17 protein-coding genes are annotated in these 18,119 nt (G+C 63.0%); 7 read left to right on the forward strand and 10 right to left on the reverse strand.

The features are described from left to right. Positions 1 to 4 precede the first annotated feature (4 nt). The 4 genes from AC0L21_RS23285 to AC0L21_RS23300 form a co-directional block, all read right to left on the reverse strand. A complete protein-coding gene (locus AC0L21_RS23285; RefSeq protein ID WP_027568907.1) occupies positions 5 to 460 on the reverse strand; it encodes a phasin in 456 nt (151 codons plus the stop codon). A gap of 202 nt (positions 461 to 662) precedes the next feature. Beyond that, positions 663 to 1,256, reverse strand: coding sequence for a GNAT family N-acetyltransferase (locus tag AC0L21_RS23290; RefSeq protein WP_473264123.1), 594 nt, complete (start codon positions 1,254 to 1,256; stop codon positions 663 to 665). Beyond that, on the reverse strand, positions 1,253 to 2,335 hold the full coding sequence (locus AC0L21_RS23295) for a PHA/PHB synthase family protein (protein ID WP_473264124.1): 1,083 nt from the start codon (positions 2,333 to 2,335) through the stop codon (positions 1,253 to 1,255). The genes AC0L21_RS23290 and AC0L21_RS23295 overlap by 4 nt, the downstream gene beginning before the upstream one ends. Next, positions 2,332 to 2,715 (reverse strand): hypothetical protein, encoded by a 384-nt coding sequence (locus AC0L21_RS23300; protein ID WP_473264147.1) that lies wholly within the window; start codon positions 2,713 to 2,715, stop codon positions 2,332 to 2,334. Before AC0L21_RS23300 ends, AC0L21_RS23295 begins: the two co-directional genes overlap by 4 nt. Positions 2,716 to 2,886: 171 nt before the next feature. On the opposite strand from AC0L21_RS23300, the gene AC0L21_RS23305 reads away from it, so the two are divergent. Continuing rightward, entirely contained in the window at positions 2,887 to 3,801 is a 915-nt protein-coding gene (locus tag AC0L21_RS23305; protein WP_473264125.1) for an alpha/beta fold hydrolase, read from the forward strand. A gap of 149 nt (positions 3,802 to 3,950) precedes the next feature. After that, positions 3,951 to 4,415 (forward strand): nuclear transport factor 2 family protein, encoded by a 465-nt coding sequence (locus AC0L21_RS23310; protein WP_473264126.1) that lies wholly within the window; start codon positions 3,951 to 3,953, stop codon positions 4,413 to 4,415. Between the two features lie 29 nt (positions 4,416 to 4,444). On the opposite strand, the gene AC0L21_RS23315 is transcribed toward AC0L21_RS23310, so the two are convergent. Genes AC0L21_RS23315 through AC0L21_RS23340 form a run of 6 tightly spaced genes read right to left on the reverse strand, consistent with a single transcriptional unit; the run spans position 4,445 to position 12,089 of the window. Next, positions 4,445 to 5,119: a spermine/spermidine synthase domain-containing protein gene (locus AC0L21_RS23315; RefSeq protein ID WP_473264127.1), complete on the reverse strand. Its 675-nt coding sequence runs from the start codon at positions 5,117 to 5,119 to the stop codon at positions 4,445 to 4,447. Between the two features lie 30 nt (positions 5,120 to 5,149). Further along, positions 5,150 to 8,383 carry a bifunctional cytochrome P450/NADPH--P450 reductase gene (locus AC0L21_RS23320; protein WP_473264128.1) on the reverse strand — a complete coding sequence of 1,078 codons (3,234 nt, stop codon included), beginning with the start codon at positions 8,381 to 8,383 and terminating at the stop codon, positions 5,150 to 5,152. Between the two features lie 45 nt (positions 8,384 to 8,428). Then, on the reverse strand, positions 8,429 to 9,424 hold the full coding sequence (locus AC0L21_RS23325; RefSeq protein ID WP_473264129.1) for an alpha/beta fold hydrolase: 996 nt from the start codon (positions 9,422 to 9,424) through the stop codon (positions 8,429 to 8,431). A gap of 10 nt (positions 9,425 to 9,434) precedes the next feature. Beyond that, complete coding sequence (locus tag AC0L21_RS23330; RefSeq protein WP_473264130.1) at positions 9,435 to 10,985, reverse strand: WS/DGAT/MGAT family O-acyltransferase; 1,551 nt, start codon at positions 10,983 to 10,985, stop codon at positions 9,435 to 9,437. Between the two features lie 46 nt (positions 10,986 to 11,031). Next, positions 11,032 to 11,832 (reverse strand): esterase/lipase family protein, encoded by an 801-nt coding sequence (locus tag AC0L21_RS23335; RefSeq protein WP_473264131.1) that lies wholly within the window; start codon positions 11,830 to 11,832, stop codon positions 11,032 to 11,034. Then, entirely contained in the window at positions 11,832 to 12,089 is a 258-nt protein-coding gene (locus AC0L21_RS23340) for a DUF6489 family protein (protein WP_007593837.1), read from the reverse strand. The genes AC0L21_RS23335 and AC0L21_RS23340 overlap by 1 nt, the downstream gene beginning before the upstream one ends. Positions 12,090 to 12,395: 306 nt before the next feature. Between AC0L21_RS23340 and AC0L21_RS23345 the strand changes: the two genes are divergently transcribed. From AC0L21_RS23345 to AC0L21_RS23365, 5 genes are all read left to right on the forward strand, one after another. Continuing rightward, positions 12,396 to 13,991, forward strand: a complete 1,596-nt coding sequence (locus AC0L21_RS23345) for an ABC transporter substrate-binding protein (protein ID WP_473264132.1) — start codon at positions 12,396 to 12,398, stop codon at positions 13,989 to 13,991. Between the two features lie 105 nt (positions 13,992 to 14,096). Next, positions 14,097 to 15,077 (forward strand): ABC transporter permease, encoded by a 981-nt coding sequence (locus tag AC0L21_RS23350; RefSeq protein ID WP_007607877.1) that lies wholly within the window; start codon positions 14,097 to 14,099, stop codon positions 15,075 to 15,077. A 10-nt stretch (positions 15,078 to 15,087) separates the two neighbouring features. Beyond that, positions 15,088 to 16,059, forward strand: a complete 972-nt coding sequence (locus AC0L21_RS23355) for an ABC transporter permease (protein ID WP_473264133.1) — start codon at positions 15,088 to 15,090, stop codon at positions 16,057 to 16,059. Between the two features lie 58 nt (positions 16,060 to 16,117). Continuing rightward, positions 16,118 to 17,104 carry an ABC transporter ATP-binding protein gene (locus tag AC0L21_RS23360; RefSeq protein WP_473264134.1) on the forward strand — a complete coding sequence of 329 codons (987 nt, stop codon included), beginning with the start codon at positions 16,118 to 16,120 and terminating at the stop codon, positions 17,102 to 17,104. After that, the gene (locus AC0L21_RS23365) at positions 17,101 to 18,090 is read left to right on the forward strand and encodes an ABC transporter ATP-binding protein (RefSeq protein ID WP_473264135.1); all 990 of its coding nucleotides are present in this window, start codon (positions 17,101 to 17,103) and stop codon (positions 18,088 to 18,090) included. Before AC0L21_RS23360 ends, AC0L21_RS23365 begins: the two co-directional genes overlap by 4 nt. Positions 18,091 to 18,119: the final 29 nt, after the last annotated feature.

Consider the following 18,119-nt stretch of genomic DNA (forward strand, 5'->3'; position numbering starts at 1 on the left):
CGTATCAGGCGGTCTTGTTGTAGACCTTGGCAAAATTGTCCTGAGCGGATTTCGCACCGTTAGCGGCGAGCTTGCCGAAATAGTCGGTGGTCGCCTTGGCGCGCGAGACGAACGCTTCGCCGCGGGCGCGGAGCAGGCCGGACTGGATCTCGACAGCTTCGCTGAACGACTTGGCGGACGCGAGCTTGTCGATGCCCGCAAAGAATGCCTCGGCGTCCTCGTAGATCGCCTGCTGGATGTTGCGGCTGATCTTGCCGGCTTCGGTGACGGACTCGGTCACCGCGTTCTCGACGGCAGCGGTCACGCGCTCGGAGCCAGCGAACACCTCGGCAGCACGGTCCTTGGCGGTGTTGGCGGACTTCTTGACGAACTCGCGGGCGGCCTCGGGAACTTCCAGGTTCTGGATGTTCTTGAACGCGTCCTTGAAGCCTTCGAAAGCGGTGTTGGTTTCGGTGGTCATTGGGGTCTCTCCATCCTCATTGGGTTGAGCTATGGGCTCACCCCGTCCGGTTTTGGCCCGGGGCATGGCTTATATGGCATAGTTAATTGTGCGATGCAATATACATATTGCAGTGCGATATCACGAAATCGTGAATAGCCCTAATGTGAGGCAATCTGGCGCCTCCCTGACCATCCGGGTCCCAACACCCGCTCAGAGGTTCTCAGTGCTGGACGGCGCCGGGCAGCCCATAGGCCTCCATCTGGGCCTGCACCTGCGAGATGTTATGACCGAGCACGACGATGTCGTGGGTCTTGCCATCGACGTCCCGGACATGATCGCGCAGCAAGGCCTCGGCCTTGAAGCCGAGGCTCTCGAACAGCGTGATCGCTGCCTGCTGATCGACCGTCATCTGGACCGAGAGCTTCTCGAGGCCGGCGCCGAGCGCGAGTGCGAAGGTTTCCTGCGACAGCGTCCGTCCCACCCCCTTCCCGCGCACGTCGAGCGAAACCACCATCCGGATCTCGCCGACATGGGGCGACCAGGAGTGCGGGTCGCGCACGAGCGTGCCGCAGCCGACGACCGTGCCGCCCCTGACCGCGAGCAGGCTCGTGATCGCGCCGCGCTCGATCTCCTTGACCCATGCGGAGAGCACCTTCGCCTCACTGATGTTGCGCGGCAGGAACAACAGGTCGTGGGTCGGCAGGCCCTTGCCGAACGCGAGGACCGCGGCTTCGTCTGCCGGGGACATCAGGCGTATCTCGATATCGCCGGCGTCCGTCTTCACATGACGCGGATAGGAACGCTGCTCACTCATGTCGATCTCTTCCCCAACCAGGAATCCAGTTTCGGCCACAGCCGCTTCACCGCATTGGCGCCGGCGACGAGCGAGACATGACCGCCTTTCAGCATCACCTCCTCCTTGTCCTCCGATCCGATCTTGGCGATCAGGTGCTTTGCCGCCTCATACGGCACGATGTGGTCATGCTCCGCCACCGCGTGCAGGAACGGCACCTTGATGTCCTCGAGCTTCGCCGCACGGCCGCCGACCGACATGGTGTCGTTGAACAGCTTGTTGTCCCACATCAGGTCCTTGGTGATGGTGCGGAAATATTCGCCGGCCAGCGGCAGCGTGTCGGTCGCCCAGCGGTCGAACATCCGGTACGATTTGACGAACTCGTCGTTCCAGATGTTTTCCCAGAGCTGGATCTGGCTGACGGTGCGTGAGGCCGGGCGCAGCATCTCGAACGACGACAGAATCATCTCGGGCGGCACGTTGCCGACGCTGTCGACGAGGCGATCGACGTCGAAATAGCGACGGTCGGAGAAGTTCGAGAACAGTTTCATCTCGCGAAAGTCGATCGGCGTGGTGAAGCAGATCAAATTCTTCATCGGCCCGTCCCTGTGGATCGAGCCATAGAGCAGCGACAGCACGCCGCCAAAGCAATAACCGATGACGGAGACGTCCTGTTCGCCGGAATCCTGCTGCACGCGGCGGATGCAGTCTGGGATGAAGTCGAGGACATAGTCCTCCATGCGGAGACTCTTCTCCTCCGGCCGTGGCGCGCTCCAGTCGAGCATGTAAACGTCGTAGCCGCGCTTCAAGAGGAACTCGATGAAACTCTGGCCGGGCACGAGGTCGAGAATGTAACCGCGATTGGTGGTCGCCATCACGATCAAGATCGGAATTCGATAGATCTCGTCGGACATCGGCCGATAATGGTAGAGGCTCATCGTGCCGCGCGAATGCAACACGTCCTTCGGGGTTGAGCCGAGCGTGGGACCGGACGTCGAGAAATATTCGACGCCCTTGATGCTGCGCTGAATGGCGCGTTGCACCTCGGACTGGATGCGCTCCGGGATCCCTGCGTAATCTAATCCGGCGGGTGCATTCATGTCTGCTCTCCGCCTTCAGATGGCGGCCGCTTGGTGCGCGGCGGGCGCAATGCGGGATCGGGACCCTGAGATAGGCCGGAACTTGCAGCCATCTGGCTTAGCATCGACTTGATCTCACCGATCTGTCCTTCGATGGACTGCAGCCGTTCCGCAAGGCCGGTGACCTGGTCCCGGCTCGGTAGATTCATGGAGACCAGATATTTCTCCATGAGGTCGCCGAGCTGCTTCTGAGCACCTGCAGCAACGCCGCCGGCCCGGTTCACGGCTTGCGAAAACTCGGGCGACGACATCGCCTGATTGGCGAAGGAGTTGAACCCCTTCTCCATCTCGCCAACCATCTTCTGCCACATGGCAATGGGGTCGTTGCTCTTGTCGGTCATCGGCGTTCTCCTGAACTCGAGAGCTTCGATGCCCTTCCTTTTTTCACCATACCACACCGTTGCGCGGTGCCGGTCAACCGGCAAGCAGCGGGTCCGGTGTCGCGAACGCAGCTTCATTGCGAGGGGAAACCGTGCCATACAGCATTAATCAAAAGCCCAGGGAACGCACCCGTGAACGCCTATCAGCCGCCGCAAACCGTCCACGCCAACGGCATCGACATCTGTTACGAGACTTTCGGCAACGACAGTGCCGAGCCGCTGCTGCTGATCATGGGGTTAGGCGCCCAGATGATCCACTGGGACGATGCGTTCTGCGAGCAGCTCGCCGCGCACGGCTTTCGCGTCGTTCGGTTCGACAATCGCGACATCGGCAAGTCGAGCCATCTCACCGGCGGCAAGCGCCTGACGCCGCTCGAGCTGTTGAAGCTCCGCTTCCTCAGGATTCCTGTGGCCGCAACCTACAAGCTGATCGACATGGCGAAAGACACGGTCGGGCTGATGGATGCGCTCGGCATCAAGTCGGCGCATCTGGTCGGGGCGTCCATGGGCGGCATGATTGCGCAGGAAGTGACGTTGTCGTTTCCCGAGCGCGTGCGCTCGCTGACCTCGATCATGTCGACGACCGGCAATCCGCGCGTGCCGCCGCCGACACGTGAGGCCGCCGCGATGCTGATGGCGCCGCCGCCGCGCAGCAAGGAGGAGTTCATCGTCCGCTACGGCCAGACCTGGAACGTGTTGCGGGCCGGGTCCTTTCCGGAAGAAGAGGCGCTCGATCCCGGTCGTGCCGAGCGCGTGTTCGCGCGCGGACTCAATCCGGCCGGCGTCGGCCGGCAGCTCCGCGCGGTGCTCGCCTCCGGCAGCCGCAAGGAGCGGCTGCATGGCGTGAAGATGCCGACGCTGGTCATTCACGGTACCGTCGATCCCCTGGTCCGTCCCGAGGGCGGCAGGGACACGGCAGAGTCAATTCCGGGCGCCAAGCTGTTGATGATCGAAGGCATGGGCCACGCGCTGCCGATGCGGTTCTGGCCAGAGATCATTGGCGCCATCGCCAAGCACGCGCATAGCGCAGCGGCGCAGGCGGCGTAGATTGACCGGCGCAGCAGGTCGCCTCGCGGTGACCATGTGAGCTGCCGGTTACTCTCTTAACGGAAGCCGGCCCGAAAGCTATACTGGCCTCCTTCAATCGCCGAGAACCTCAATCGCCAACAAAGAGGCTGCGGCCTCTCGGAGTTCACATGCATCTCATCGTCCGGTCGGCCGCAATCGTCGCTGCTTCAGTCCTCACGCTGTCCCTCGCCAGTGGCGTCGCGATGGCGGGTAGCGCGCAAGAAGAAGCCAATCGCAAAACAGTCCTTGCGTTCTACGAGAAGGGGCTCAACCAAAAGGACGCCGATGCAGCCCTCGCCCATGTCGGCGACCGCTACGTCCAGCACAATCCCAACGCGGCCGACGGTCCGGACGGATTCCGAAAGTTCATCGGCTTCCTCCGCGAGAAATTCCCGAACTCGCACAGCGAGATCAAGCGCAGCTTCGTGGATGGGGACTACGTGATCCTGCACGTTCACGCGGTTCGCGAGCCCGGCAGCAGGGGCAACGCGATCGTCGACATCTTCAAGCTGGAGAACGGCAAGGTCGTCGAACACTGGGACGTCGTTCAACCGATCCCGGAAAATCCGGCGAACAACAACACGATGTTCTGACGGATTGAACTGATGGCTGCGCAGACAGCCTAACTCTTCCTGGCCAACCAGATCACGTGACGCGCGCCACCGCCTCTTCCGGTGGCGCGAATGTTGACTTCATTGACGTCGAAGCCGGCGCTCCCGAGCCGCTTGGTGAAGGCCGGGTTGGGTCCCGAGGACCAGACCGCGAGCACGCCGCCCGGCCGCAACGCCGTCTTCGCCGCTTTCAACCCGCTCGCATTGTAGAGCGCATCGTTGCCCTTCCGGGTCAGCCCTTCCGGTCCGTTGTCGACGTCGAGGAGGATGGCATCGAATGCCGACCGCCGCGCCCGGATGATTTCGCCAACGTCGGTTTCCCGGATGCTCACCCTGACATCATCGAGACTGTCGCCGAACACCTGCGCCATCGGGCCCCGCGCCCAGGCGACCACCGCCGGCACGAGCTCGGAGACCACAATCTTCGCCTTGCTTCCGAGCACGGTCAGCGCCGCACGCAGCGTAAAACCCATGCCCAGGCCCCCGATAAGGACGACAGGTTTCGCGACCGTCTCGATCTGCTTCGCCGCGAGCGTGGCGAGCGCGGCTTCCGAGCCCGACAGGCGGTTGTTCATCAGCTCGTTGGTGCCGAGCTTGATGGAAAACTCCTTGCCTCGCCGCATCAGGCGAAGCTCTTCATCGGAGCCGGGGATTTTGGCGGTATCGATCTTTTCCCAGGGAATCATGCGAGAGCTTTAGCACGTCCGGCCGCCGGCCTACCCACCTGCCCACACGTCCAGCACATACCTGTTCTTGGCGCCCATCTCCTCGATCCAGCGGGCAGCCGCGGCGGCATCGCTGCCGCTCTTCTCGCGATGGATCGCGACCAGCGCCGCCTTCACGTCGGGCTCCATCTTGCTGCCGTCACCACAGACATAGACGATCGCGCCCCGCTCGATCAGCGGCCAGACCTTGTCTTTCTGCGCGGCGAGGACGTGCTGCACATAGGTCTTCGGGCCCTCCGCGCGCGAGAACGCGGTGAACAGCTCGGTGATGCCGCTTGCCGCCAGCGCCTTCAGCTCGTCCGCATAGAGAAAATCCTGATCGGGATGACGGCAGCCGAAAAACAGCATGGCCGGACCGAGCGCGGCGCCCTTGGCCTTGCGCGCGGCGCGCTCCTGGAGGAAGCCCCGGAACGGCGCCAGTCCCGTACCCGGGCCGATCATGACGATCGGCACGGATGGATCGTCCGGGAGCCGGAAGCCGGCCTTGGTCTCACGCACGGTTGCATGGATCACGTCGCCCGCGCGTCGATTGGCGAGGTAGTTCGAGCAGATACCCTTGTAGGTGCCGCGGCCCGAGGCGGCCGGTCCTTCAACCACGCCGACAGTGACGCTGCAACGAACCTGGTCCACCGACGGCGAAGACGAGATCGAATAATAACGCGGCGCCAGCAGCGAGAGCATTTCCAGATAGACGTGGAACGGCAATTCGCAGGCCGGATATTCGAGCAGCAGATCGAACACCGATTTCCGCCTGGCCAGAATCTCGCTGCGATAGCGCTCCAGCAGCTGGGGCTCCTCGCCGACGTAGGCCAGCAGCTTCGGCTTGGTTACCGGGCAGCGCGTGTGTTCGGCCATGATCTTGATCTGGTTCCGCGTCGCGACCTGCTGCAGCTCGACGAACTCGCTGAGCAGGCGGCCGACCGACACGGCATCGCCGACCGGCAATTGCGCGCGGCGGCCTTCGGCGACCTGAAGCCTGATCTGGTCGGCCGGCAGGAAGCCGAAGCGACGGGCGACCGAATCCACCAGCGTCGGATCGTTGCGCGGAACCACACTCAGATGGTCGCCGACGCGGTAATTGATGTTGGACGGCAGCTGCACCTCGATGTGGCGGGTCGAACGCTCTGACGGATTGGAACCAGCCTTGTTCTGTAGCTCGTCATTGACGAGCACCTTCATCGCCACCGCGCCGCCCTGGGCAACGATGGTGTTGACGGCGGTCACCGCGACCGGCTCGATCGCGTAGAGCGGATCGTCCTCCGCGGTACGGGTGAAATTCCAGTCGATGCCGAATTCCTTGGTCGCGACCTGGGCGGCCGCCGGGAACCATTTCTGGAACTGGCCGTCGAGATCGCTGCGCGCATCGCCTTCGCCGCGCGGATAGACCGCGCGCGCGCCATGCTTCGACAACTGCTCATCGATGAAACGCGGCACCGACTGGTAGGTCGCGGCCCAGTCGCTGTTGCCGCAGCCGAACACCGCGTAACGCACATTGGCAAACGCATCCTTCGGCAGCTCGTCACCGAGCCATTTGACGAATTGCGTCGCGTTGTCCGGCGGCGCGCCGTTATAGGAGGCGCAGATGATCAGCACGCCGCCCTCCCGCGGCAGCTTGCCGACGTAATCGTCGAGCGGCCCCAGATGCACGGCAAAGCCGTTGATCTCGGCAAGGTCGGCCATGCGCGTCGCGAGCTCCTCGGCGGTGCCGAGATTGGAGCCGTAAAGGACCAGCATCGGCGTGTTGTGGCCGGGACGTGCGGTGGGCTGACGCGGGGCCTTCGGCGCCGACGACACCGCCACAGGTCCGCCATAGGCACCGCGCTCGCGATCGGCGCGCGGACGGACCTTGATCTTGAAGCCTTCTGGCTTCATCGTCAGCGTTTCCTTCAGATGCATCTGGTAGCGCTGGTGGTCGATCAGCTTGAATCGCTGGAGGATCATGCCGAGCGCGAGCGCGGCCTCGTGCATGGCGAAGCCGCGGCCGATGCAGGCGCGCTGGCCGTTGCCGAACGGCTTCCAGGCATTGATCGGCCGTTTGGCTTCCGCCTCCCGGCTGAAATTCTCCGGATCGAACGCGTCCGGGTTCGGACCCCAGACCGAGGGATCGCGATGCAGCGAGGTCACCAGGATGGTGGTGAACGTACCCTTCTTGAGCTTGTACTTGCCGCCGCCGATGGTCTCGTCGTTCAGCGGCGAGATGCCATAGGCCGGCGCCGGCGGCCATAGCCGCAGCGCTTCCTTGAGAATCTGCGTGATGTAGGTGAGCTGCGTGACCTGCTGATAGGTCGGACGCACGTCGACATTGGGACCGAGGACGCGATCGACCTCGTCATAGGCCTTCTTGAGAATGTCGGGGTGTTTCAGCAGCGCATACAGCGTGCAGGACAACAGGCCGCTGGTGGTCTCGTGGCCTGCGATCAGGAACGTGTTGATCTGATAGCGAATGTTGACGTCGTCGAGCTGCTCGCCGGTCGAGCGATCGACCCCGGTCATCATCGCCGCAAGCATATCCTTCTTGTCGTCGGTGGCATCGCCTCCCTTGCGGCGCTCCGCAATGATCTCGTCGACCATCCTATTCATGAAGTCGACGTCTTCGGCCATGGTCTTGCGCCGCTTCTGCATCCAGAGCTGCTCCAACGGCAGGCCGCGCGTCATCATGATGGTTTCGAGCGAGCGCACCAGCGACTCGACGAAGGGATGGTAGTCGCGCCGGTAGAACGAATTGAAGCGGTAGTCGAAGCCGCACAGCCCGATCGTATCCAGCGTCAGCGCCGTCATGTCGTGGACGACGTCGATCTCGTCGTCAGCGTTGAGCCGTTCCCATTTGCCCACGAGCTGCTCGGCGATATCGACCATGCTCGGATGATAGGATTGCATGGCGCGGTTGCCGAAGGGCTGGAGCAGGATGTTGTGCGCCTTGTTCCAGTTCGGCTCCCTGGTGTCGGCCGTGAACAGGCCGTCGCCGCCGACCGCGCGCACCCGTCGCAATGCACCGCGCACCGTCTTGTCGAAACGCTTCTCGTCCGACAGCTCGTCGACGAGATCGTGGCCGGAGACGACCACGATCGGCGAGCCCATCATGTCGAGCCAGAAGATCGGCCCCAGCTCCTTGGCAAGCCGGGTCAGATGCTGCACCGGCGCGGCCGAATCCAGCGACAGCATGTTGCCGACCACCGGCTTGGTCGGGGGCTGCGGGATCGGATCCAGACGGTTCTTCGATGACATTAAAAGTGCTTCCCCTGCCTCGGTATTCAACGTCGTCGTTGCGAGCTAGCCAAACCGCCTTCTACGCCATTCGATCAGTTTCGCGCTGACCTCATCCGGCTTCTCTTGTTGCGTCCAATGGCCGCTGTCCTTCACCAGATATTTCTCCAGGTCAGATACCAGCGTCTCCATGCCGTCGGCCGCCGACGGCGGCAGCACGGCATCGTTCTCCGCCATGATCATCAATGACGGCACGTGCACGTGATGGTCCAAACCTTTGGCGCGCTCCCAATTGCGGGTGAAGTTGCGATACCAGTTGATGCCACCGGTGAAGCCGGTTTTCGTGAACGTATCGACGAACACCTTCTTCTCGTCGGCCGACAGGATCGGCGTACGCGGATCGTGCTTTGCATCGTAGGCTGCGATCATCTGCGGGAATGCCAGATTGGTCTTCGACGAGGCGCCGACACCCGCGATCGGCGGCCCCTCCGGTTTCTCTGCCGGCCGCGCCAGCGGCTTGCGCATGAACGCGTCGAACGTCTGCTCGACGCGGCTGCCGAAGATCCTGTCCGGCTCACGCGCGGGATCCTGAAACTGGACGATGTACATCTGATCGCCGAAGCGCTGGCGGAACAGCGCGATCGGATCGATCGGCGCGCGGTCCCAATGCGGCGTGTTGACGCCGACCACACCGGCGACGCGCGAAGGATGCCGCAGCGGCATCTGCCAGACGACGAATCCGCCCCAGTCGTGGCCGACAAAGATCGCCTTGTCGATCCCGAGATGATCGAGCAGCCCGACCAGATCGCCGGTCAAATGCTCCATGTCATAATCCTCGACCGGCTCTGGCCGGTCGGTCGCGCCGTAGCCGCGCTGGTCCGGCGCGATCACGCGGATGCCGGCCTCGCTCAGCGCCTTGATCTGGTGGCGCCAGGAAAATGCGAGTTCGGGCCAGCCATGGCACAGCACCATCGGCGGCTTGTCTGTGACCGGGCCCGCGTCGTAATAGCCCATGCGGATTCCGTTCGTCTGCACGAACCGGAGCGGTGGCATTTCAATCATCGGGACATTCCTACTCAGCGGCGCCCTTGATGTCCGCAGCGGGCAAAGCATAGGCCGCCTCCAGCGCGGCGAACTCTTCCGGCAGCATGTCGCACATCACCTGCACGTGCGGAATGATGTTGGCGCCGACGATGAAGCCGAAATCGAGCTGGTCGCGATAGCTCTGCACGGTGATGTTGAGCGCCTGTCCGTGTGTCGAGATCGACACCGGGAAGATGTGCAGCAGCTCCGCGCCCGCAGCGTAAAGCGTCTGCCGCGGCCCGGGTACGTTGGACACCGTGATGTTCGCAGCCGGCGGCAACACGTCCGACAAATCGGAGCGACTGTAGAGCAGCGCCATGATCTGCACGACGATCGGCGCGCCCAGCATCGAGATATTGGATATCTGCGGCATCAGTGCCCGCAGCGGATGCGACATCTCCTTGGACTTGGTCGATTGCGCGATAATGGCTTGCAGCCGCTCCTTGGGATCGTCGATGTTGGTCGCGATCGAGCAGATCATCCCGAACACCTGGTTGTTGGCCTCGGTGTTGCCCTCTTCGCGTAGCGAGATCGGCACCGCGGCCGTCAACGATTTTGCCGGCAGCGTGGCATATTGCTGGAGGTAGCGCCGGACCACACCGGAGGCGAGCGCCAGCACGACGTCGTTGAGCTTGCCGCCGGCCTGCTTGGCCAGCGCCTTGGATCGCGACAGCGAGATCGAGACGCCGGCGAAACTGCGCTCGGACGAGATCGACTTGTTGAGCATGGTCGGCGGGGACACCATGCTGGCGAGGCTCTCGCGCGATTTTGGATCGGATATCTTGCCGAGCACGTCCGAGACGCTCTTGACCATGGTCGGGATGTTGCCGGCAAAGCGCACCGCACTCTCGATCTGGTACATCGCATTGTCGAACAGGATCGAACCGATGTCGCTCTTGCCGGTGCGCGGCAGCTGCAGGTTCTTCGCGGCCGCCGATGCATCGAGCGGCTGGGTGAAGAGCTGCTGGTAGGAATCGACCAGGTTCGCTGCGATGTCGCGCGGCTCCTGCCCGGGCTTCGCTCCCGCGGTCGGCGGATCGACCTTCCGCGGGATCGGCGAGATATCGTAGATCATGTTGGTCAGCGCCGCGCCGGCGCCGCCGTCGATGGCGGCATGATGCATCTTCGAATAAAGTCCGACCTCGTTGTCCTTCATGCCCTCGAACACGTAGAACTCCCAGAGCGGGCGGGCGCGATTCAAGAGCTTGGCGTGCATCCAGCCCACGATGCGTTCGAGCGTGGCGCGGTCGCGCGGCTGCGGCAGGCTGGCGCGGAAGATGTGACGGTCGATGTCGAACTGATCGTCCTCGACCCAGGAGGGATGATCGATGTCGAGCGGCGCCTTCTCCAGTCGCGCCTTGAGGATCGGCGCGATGTGCAGGCGCGAGACGATCATCGCCTTGAAATCTTCGAAGAAGTCGCCCTTGTAGTCGTCCGGCAGGCGGAAGATCGCCATGCTCCCGACATGCATCGGCATTTCCGGCGTTTCCAGATAGAGAAACGACGCGTCCAGCGACGACAGTTTCTTACCGTCAGCCATAGTTCCCTCCCGAGTATTTGACGGGCGCCTTAGGCGGCGCTTCTCGTCAGGCCGATACTGCCTGTTCCGGCGGGGCATATGCAATGGCAAACGGCCCTGCCCTGTCAAATGGCCAGAACTCCCCCTCCGGTTGCGCAAGGCGGTCCGCCACGGCCCATAGCGCTGCGGGATTCACCCCAAGCCCGATATGGCTCGCCAGGTGCACCTCCATGTTCTCGGCGCGGTCGGAGGGACGCAGCAGGCAGGTCCGCCAGTTCACGATGCCGTCGGCGCGCGAATAGATCGACGTCGCCGGTACCGGAAGATCGCCGGCGATCGCCTCACGCAGCTCGACGAAATCCTCGACACGCTCGCCGGACATCATCTCGTAGAGCCGCGTCGCATTGGTCGCTCGTATGTCATTGGCAAAAGGGCTGCCGAGCGTGATGACATTGCGGACCAAGTCGGGCGCCTGCAGCGCGAGATCGCGTGCATAGACACCGCCGAGGCTCCAGCCCACCAGGCTGACCTTGCGTCCGCTCGCAGCATGGATTTCGGCGAGACGGGCGCGCAATGAATCCCGCATCCGTCCGAACCCGCCGAAATTGCGGCCCATCCGCCAGGCATGTGCCTCATAGCCGAGCTCGCTGAGATAGCGTCGCATCGGCGCCATCGAGAGGTCGCTGGCGAGGAAGCCAGGCAGCGCCAGCACCGGATGACCATCGCCTTTGGGGGCCCGCATCAGGACCGGCGACAGCAACAAGCTGGCGTTGAGTTCGAGCAACCCACGGGCTTCGGCGAGCAGCAAAGCAAGGCCGGGCGGACGAAGCCGGCCTGGGGTCTGCGGCCCGTCCGGACCCGGCGGCATTATTTCTTCTTGTCGCCGCTGCGCGTGCCGCCCAGGCCGGCCATGGTGACGAACATGTCCTGAAACCGTTCGGCCAGCTTGGGATCGAAGGTGAACCAGCTCTGGATCAGCGACTCCGGCGAGACCTTGTCGATGTTGCTCAAGACCTGCTGCTGCAGCTTGTCCATCACCGCCGTCTGCATCGGTGCCAGATCGGGCAATCCGATGAACTGACGGGCTTCGAGGGGGGTGCAGTCGATTTCGATATTAACCTTCATGTCCCCTCCAGATGAGATTCGAGCGCCCGGCCGCAGTATCGCCGCGAGACGGTGTGCAACGCAAGCGACCTGAGGCCGGTCGCGGCGCTTCGGCTTCCGCGATCGGCGCGTATGGTCAATCAAAATCGGCCGCGTCCGCGCCCATCCACCCGTCAATGCCGGTCAGCATTGCTGCACAGCGGTGCAACTTGGCGCGTTCCTTGCTGGAATGGCGCTTGCACGGGTCGAGAACTCTGGGCAACATGGATTGGGACGCCCCGCCGAACAATCAAAAATCACGGCGCGGCCGAGTTGAGAGGATCAAGAATGACAGTCGGTCGAACTCTGATTGCGGCGACGCTCGCCGGTATGCTTGCGTTGACGATGTCGCCCGCGTCGAGCCAGACGTTGCGCTATGCCAACCAGGGTGACCTGAAGTCGCTTGATCCCTACTCCCTGAACGAGTCCACCACCCACGCCCATCTCGGTCACGTCTATCAGGGCCTCACCGCACGCGACAAGGACCTCAAGATCATCCCGGCGCTGGCTGAGAGCTGGGAGACTCCGGAGCCGACCCGCTGGCGCTTCCATTTGCGCAAGGGCGTCAAATTCCACAACGGCGACCCCTTCACCGCCGACGACGTGCTGTTCTCCGCCGACCGTGTTCGCAACAAGAACTCGAACATGCAGACCCGCCTGGCGCCCAACGTCAAGGTCGTCAAGGTCGACGACTACACGGTCGATTTCGTCCTGCCCTCGCCCAATCCCATCCTGCATTCGGCATGGGACGTCTGGTACATCATGGACAAGAAGTGGGCTGAGGAGAACAAGGCCGTCGAGCCGACGCCGGTGTCCGCGACCTCGCCGAGCTACGCCTCGCTGCACGAAAACGGTACCGGTCCCTTCATCATCGAGAGCCATCAGCCCGGCGTGAAGACCGTGTTCAAGGCCAACCCCGATTACTGGGGCAAGATGGAAGGCAACCTGAAGGAGATCATCTTCACCCCGATCGCCTCCGACGCCACCCGTGTCGCTGCGCTGCTTTCGGGCGAGGTCGACGTCATCGAGCCGGTGCCGATCCAGGACATCTCCCGCGTTGATGCAAGCCCGAATGCCCAGGTGCTGAAGGCTCCGGAGCTCCGCACCATCTTCATCGGATTCGATCAGACGCGTGACGAGCTGCTCTACTCCAACATCAAGGGCAAGAACCCGTTCAAGGACGCCAAGGTCCGCGAAGCCTTCTACAAAGCGATCGACATCGAGCTGATCAAGACGCGGGTGATGCGCGGGCTGTCGACGCCCTCGGCGCTGATGATCGCTCCGGAATTGTTCGTGCTGTCGAAGGAGTTCACCCGGCCGAAGTTCGATCCAGATGGTGCCAAGAAGCTCCTGGCCGAGGCCGGGTACCCCGAAGGCTTCGAGGTCACCATGGATTGCCCGAACGACCGTTACGTCAACGACGCCGCGATCTGCCAGGCCGTCGTGGGCATGCTTGCCCGCATCGGCGTCAAGATCAATCTGCTGGCGCAGCCCAAGGCGCAATACTTCGCCAAGGTGTTGAAGCAGGGCGGCTATCAGACCTCGTTCTACATGCTGGGCTGGACGCCGAGCACGATGGACTCCCATAACGTGCTCTACGACATCATGGGCTGTCGCGACGATGCGAAATCATCGCGCGGCGAGGCCAATCTCGGCGGCTATTGCAACAAGGAATTCGACGCCATCACCGACAAGGTGCTGGTCGAAACCGACACCGCCAAACGCAATCAGCTGATCAAGCAGGCGTATGAGATCAGCATCAAGGACTGGGCCTATATTCCGCTGCATCAGCAGGCGCTGGCCTGGGGCGTATCGAAGAAGGTCAACCTGCCGCAGCGCGCCGACAATCTGGTCATGTTTCACTGGGCGACCAAGAAGGAATAGCGTCAGTTGAACACGAGGTCCCGGCAGCGTCAGGCTACCGGGACCTTGTCCTTTTCCGGCTGACAAAGACGTCGGCCAGACGCACACTCAAGGAAAGTGGAAGGCATGCTCGCTTTCACTCTTCGCCGGGCCGTTCAGGCCATCGGCGTCATGTTCGCCGTCGGCATCATCGCGTTCTCGATGTTCCGCTTCGCCGGCGACCCCATCAACCAGATCGTCTCGCTCGATACGCCGGCGGCCGAACGCGCCGCCGTGCGCAAGTCACTAGGTCTCGATGACCCTGTGCCGGTGCAGTTCGTGCGCTATTTCGCCGATGCCGCGCAATTCAAGTTCGGCGTCTCCTATCAATTCCGCCAGCCGGTCTCGACGCTGTTGATGGAGCGTATGCCCGCAACGCTGGAACTTGCGATCTGCGCGACCGTATTTGCAATGGTCTCCGGCATCCTGATGGGCGTCTATTCGGCGCTCAGGCGCGACACCTTGCTCGCCAAATTATTCCAGGCGGTTTCGCTGATCGGCATCTCGCTGCCAACTTTCCTGATCGGCATCCTTCTGATCTATCTGTTTGCGGTGACGTTGGGCTGGTTGCCCTCGTTCGGCCGCGGCGAAGTCGTCAAGCTCGGCTGGTGGACCACGGGCCTGCTCACATTGTCGGGCCTGAAGGCGCTGATCATGCCCTCGATCACGCTCGGCCTGTTCCAGATGACCCTGATCATGCGGCTGGTACGCGCGGAGATGCTGGAAGTGCTTCGGACCGACTATATCCGCTTCGCCCGCGCCCGCGGGCTGACAACCCGTGCCATTCATTTCGGCCACGCGCTGAAGAACACGCTGATTCCCGTGATCACGGTGGCAGGACTTCAGTTTGGCTCGGTTATTGCATTTTCGATCATCACCGAAACCGTGTTCCAATGGCCCGGCATGGGACTTCTGTTCGTGCAGGCCGTGCAAAACGTCGATATCCCGATTATGGCTGCCTACCTGCTGATGGTCTCGCTGATTTTCGTCACCATCAATCTGGTGGTCGACATCCTCTACACCGTCGTCGATCCGCGCCTGCGCGCGACCGTCGGCCGCGCCACATAAGGCAGCCTGTATGTCCGAAGTGGTCGCCTCCAATCCCGACAAGCCGAACACGCTGCCGACGCATGCCGCCCGTAGCTGGTTCAGCCGCGCACTCGACAGCGACGTCTTCTATTCGTTTCGCCGGTCCAAGCTGACCATGGTGGCGGCAACCATTACCGTGCTGTTCTTCCTGCTCGCGATCTTTGCCTCCGCGCTCGCGGTGCAGGACCCTTTCGATCCGGCACAGCTCCAATTGATGAATTCCAGGATCTCACCGCTCTGGACCGCCGAGGGGCAGAGCCCGTTCCTGCTCGGCACCGACGAGCAGGGCCGCGACGTGTTCTCCGCCATTCTCTACGGGCTGCGCATCTCGCTCGCTGTCGGCGTGGCCGGCGTGATCTTCGCGGGCGCGCTCGGCATCGCGCTTGGCCTGGTCGCCGGGTATTTCGGCGGCGCGGTGGACGGCGTGATCATGCGGATTGCAGACGTGCAACTCACTTTCCCCGCCATTCTGATCGCGCTGCTGGTCAACGGCATCGCGAAATCGATCCTCGGCAACCGGCTGGATGCAACCAGCATGCTGATCGTGCTGGTGATCTCGATCGGCCTGAGTTTCTGGGTTGGCTATGCACGGACGGTACGCGGCTCCGTGATGGTCGAGAAGAACAAGGATTACGTGGCTGCCGCGCAATTGATCGGCCTTCCCGCGCCAAAGATCATGTTCCGCCATGTGCTGCCAAACACAATGGGTCCGATCCTGGTCATCGCCACGATCAACCTCGCGCTCGCCATCATCACCGAGGCGACGCTGTCCTTCCTTGGCGTCGGCCTGCCCGACACAATGCCCTCGCTCGGCACATTGATCCGCATCGGCAACAACTACCTGTTCGCGGGCGAATGGTGGATTGTGGCCTTTCCCGGTATCGCGCTCGCCGCCTTGATCCTGTCGATCAACCTGCTCGGCGACTGGCTGCGCGACGCGCTCAACCCGAAGCTCCGATGAGCAAAATTTCGATGAGCAAAACTTGCATAAGCAAAATTCGGATGAGAGCGTCTCGCTCATGATCGACCCCATCCTCTCCGTGCGTAATCTTCAGGTCGAGTTCGCCTCCCGCCGCGGCACGCTACGCGCCATCGATGGCGTCTCCTTCGACATCGCCAAGGGCGAGGTACTCGGCGTGGTCGGCGAATCCGGCGCCGGCAAGTCCGTCACGGGCTTGGCTGTGATCGGCCTGATCGATCCGCCCGGCCGCATCGCCGGCGGCGAGATTCGTCTTGCGGGCTTGCGCATCGACAATTTGCCGGCGGAGGAGCTGCGCCGTATCCGGGGAAAACGGATCGGCATGATCTTCCAGGATCCCCTGACATCGCTCAATCCGCTCTATCGCGTCGGCGATCAGCTGATCGAGACGATCAGAACCCATCTGAACCTCTCCGAGACCGCCGCGCGCCGCCGGGCGATCGACCTGCTCGCCGAAGTCGGAATCCCCGCGCCCGAAAAGCGCATTGACGGCTATCCCCACGAATTCTCCGGTGGCATGCGCCAGCGCGTGGTGATTGCGCTCGCGATCTGCGCCGAGCCGGAGCTGATCATCGCGGACGAGCCGACCACCGCGCTCGACGTCTCCGTACAGGCGCAAATTATTTCGCTCATCAAGCGGCTAGGACGCGACCACGGCACCGCCGTGATGCTGGTAACCCACGACATGGGCGTCATCGCGGAGGCGTCCGACCGCGTCGCGGTGATGTATGCCGGCCGCGTCGCCGAGATCGGTCCGGTGCAGGACGTGGTCAGGAACCCGCTGCACCCTTATGCCAAGGGCCTGATGGGCGCGATCCCGACCCTTGCAGGCGACGACAAGCGTCTGGTGCAGATCCCCGGCTCCATGCCGCGCCTGTCGGCGATCCCGCGCGGCTGCTCGTTCAATCCGCGCTGCGCGTTCGCATTCGACCGGTGTCGCGTGGAGCGGCCGGAGCCGCTGCCGCGCGGCACGCAATCCGTCGCCTGCCACCTCTATGACAGCGTGCCGGCGGAGAGCGCGGCATGAGCACTTCCTTCGTCCAGGCCACAAATCTGCGGCGCGTGTTCGACGTCTCGAAACCCTGGCTCAACCGCGTGCTCGAGGGCGGCCATCTCGAATACCTCAAAGCCGTCGACGGCGTCACCTTCGACATCAGGAAGGGTGAGACCTTCGCGCTGGTCGGCGAGTCCGGCTCGGGCAAGACCACGGTCGCACGGATGGTCGTGGGCCTGCTGCCGCCGAGCTCCGGCGACGTCCTGATCGACGGCGTCTCGATGACCGACCCGAGGCAGGCCCAGGCGCGGCGGAAACTGCGCCGCCGCATCCAGATGATCTTTCAGGATCCCTATGCGAGCCTGAACCCACGCTTCCGGGTCGACGCCATCATCTCCGAGCCGATCCGCGCTTTCGACCTGATCGAGGGCGAGCGCGACATCCAGGCCCGCGTCGGAGAGCTGCTCACCCTCGTCGGCCTGCATCCCGACGACAGGTTGAAATTTCCGCACGAATTCTCGGGCGGCCAGCGTCAGCGAATCGCGATCGCTCGCGCGCTCGCCTCCGACGCGGAGTTCATTGTCTGCGACGAGCCGACCTCCGCGCTCGACGTCTCCGTGCAAGCGCAGATCCTGAACCTGATGCGCGACCTCCAGGACAAGTTCGGTCTGACCTACATGTTCATCAGCCACAACCTCGCCGTGGTCCGCCACATGGCGAGCCGCGTCGGCGTGATGTATCTCGGCCGCATTGTCGAGATCGCGGAAGGACGTGAGCTGTTTGCTCGTCCTCGCATGCCCTACACCAAGATGCTGCTCGGCGCCGTGCCCGATCTTGCCATGAGCGGCCGCCAGCGCATTCCCGTGAAGGGCGAGATCCCGAACCCGATCAATCCGCCGCCTGGGTGCGCCTTCAATCCGCGCTGCCCGCTGGCGTTCGATCTCTGCCGCAAGGAAGCACCTGAATTGATCGACGGCGTCGCCTGCCATGCGGTCAACACCGCGCCGGTACCGGCGTGACGCGCGCGTGCCATGCAGCCTGCGCATTT

It is taken from the genome of Bradyrhizobium sp. WSM4873 (genome assembly GCF_055811355.1).

Excerpts from the sequence above, each read along its gene's own strand:
- AC0L21_RS23285 (WP_027568907.1), bottom strand. The coding sequence starts at position 460 with ATGACCACCGAAACCAACACCGCTTTCGAAGGCTTCAAGGACGCGTTC.
- AC0L21_RS23290 (WP_473264123.1), bottom strand. The coding sequence starts at position 1,256 with ATGAGTGAGCAGCGTTCCTATCCGCGTCATGTGAAGACGGACGCCGGC.
- AC0L21_RS23295 (WP_473264124.1), bottom strand. The coding sequence starts at position 2,335 with ATGAATGCACCCGCCGGATTAGATTACGCAGGGATCCCGGAGCGCATC.
- AC0L21_RS23300 (WP_473264147.1), bottom strand. The coding sequence starts at position 2,715 with ATGACCGACAAGAGCAACGACCCCATTGCCATGTGGCAGAAGATGGTT.
- AC0L21_RS23310 (WP_473264126.1), top strand. The coding sequence starts at position 3,951 with ATGCATCTCATCGTCCGGTCGGCCGCAATCGTCGCTGCTTCAGTCCTC.
- AC0L21_RS23315 (WP_473264127.1), bottom strand. The coding sequence starts at position 5,119 with ATGATTCCCTGGGAAAAGATCGATACCGCCAAAATCCCCGGCTCCGAT.
- AC0L21_RS23320 (WP_473264128.1), bottom strand. The coding sequence starts at position 8,383 with ATGTCATCGAAGAACCGTCTGGATCCGATCCCGCAGCCCCCGACCAAG.
- AC0L21_RS23325 (WP_473264129.1), bottom strand. The coding sequence starts at position 9,424 with ATGATTGAAATGCCACCGCTCCGGTTCGTGCAGACGAACGGAATCCGC.
- AC0L21_RS23330 (WP_473264130.1), bottom strand. The coding sequence starts at position 10,985 with ATGGCTGACGGTAAGAAACTGTCGTCGCTGGACGCGTCGTTTCTCTAT.
- AC0L21_RS23335 (WP_473264131.1), bottom strand. The coding sequence starts at position 11,832 with ATGCCGCCGGGTCCGGACGGGCCGCAGACCCCAGGCCGGCTTCGTCCG.
- AC0L21_RS23340 (WP_007593837.1), bottom strand. The coding sequence starts at position 12,089 with ATGAAGGTTAATATCGAAATCGACTGCACCCCCCTCGAAGCCCGTCAG.
- AC0L21_RS23345 (WP_473264132.1), top strand. The coding sequence starts at position 12,396 with ATGACAGTCGGTCGAACTCTGATTGCGGCGACGCTCGCCGGTATGCTT.
- AC0L21_RS23350 (WP_007607877.1), top strand. The coding sequence starts at position 14,097 with ATGCTCGCTTTCACTCTTCGCCGGGCCGTTCAGGCCATCGGCGTCATG.
- AC0L21_RS23355 (WP_473264133.1), top strand. The coding sequence starts at position 15,088 with ATGTCCGAAGTGGTCGCCTCCAATCCCGACAAGCCGAACACGCTGCCG.
- AC0L21_RS23360 (WP_473264134.1), top strand. The coding sequence starts at position 16,118 with ATGATCGACCCCATCCTCTCCGTGCGTAATCTTCAGGTCGAGTTCGCC.
- AC0L21_RS23365 (WP_473264135.1), top strand. The coding sequence starts at position 17,101 with ATGAGCACTTCCTTCGTCCAGGCCACAAATCTGCGGCGCGTGTTCGAC.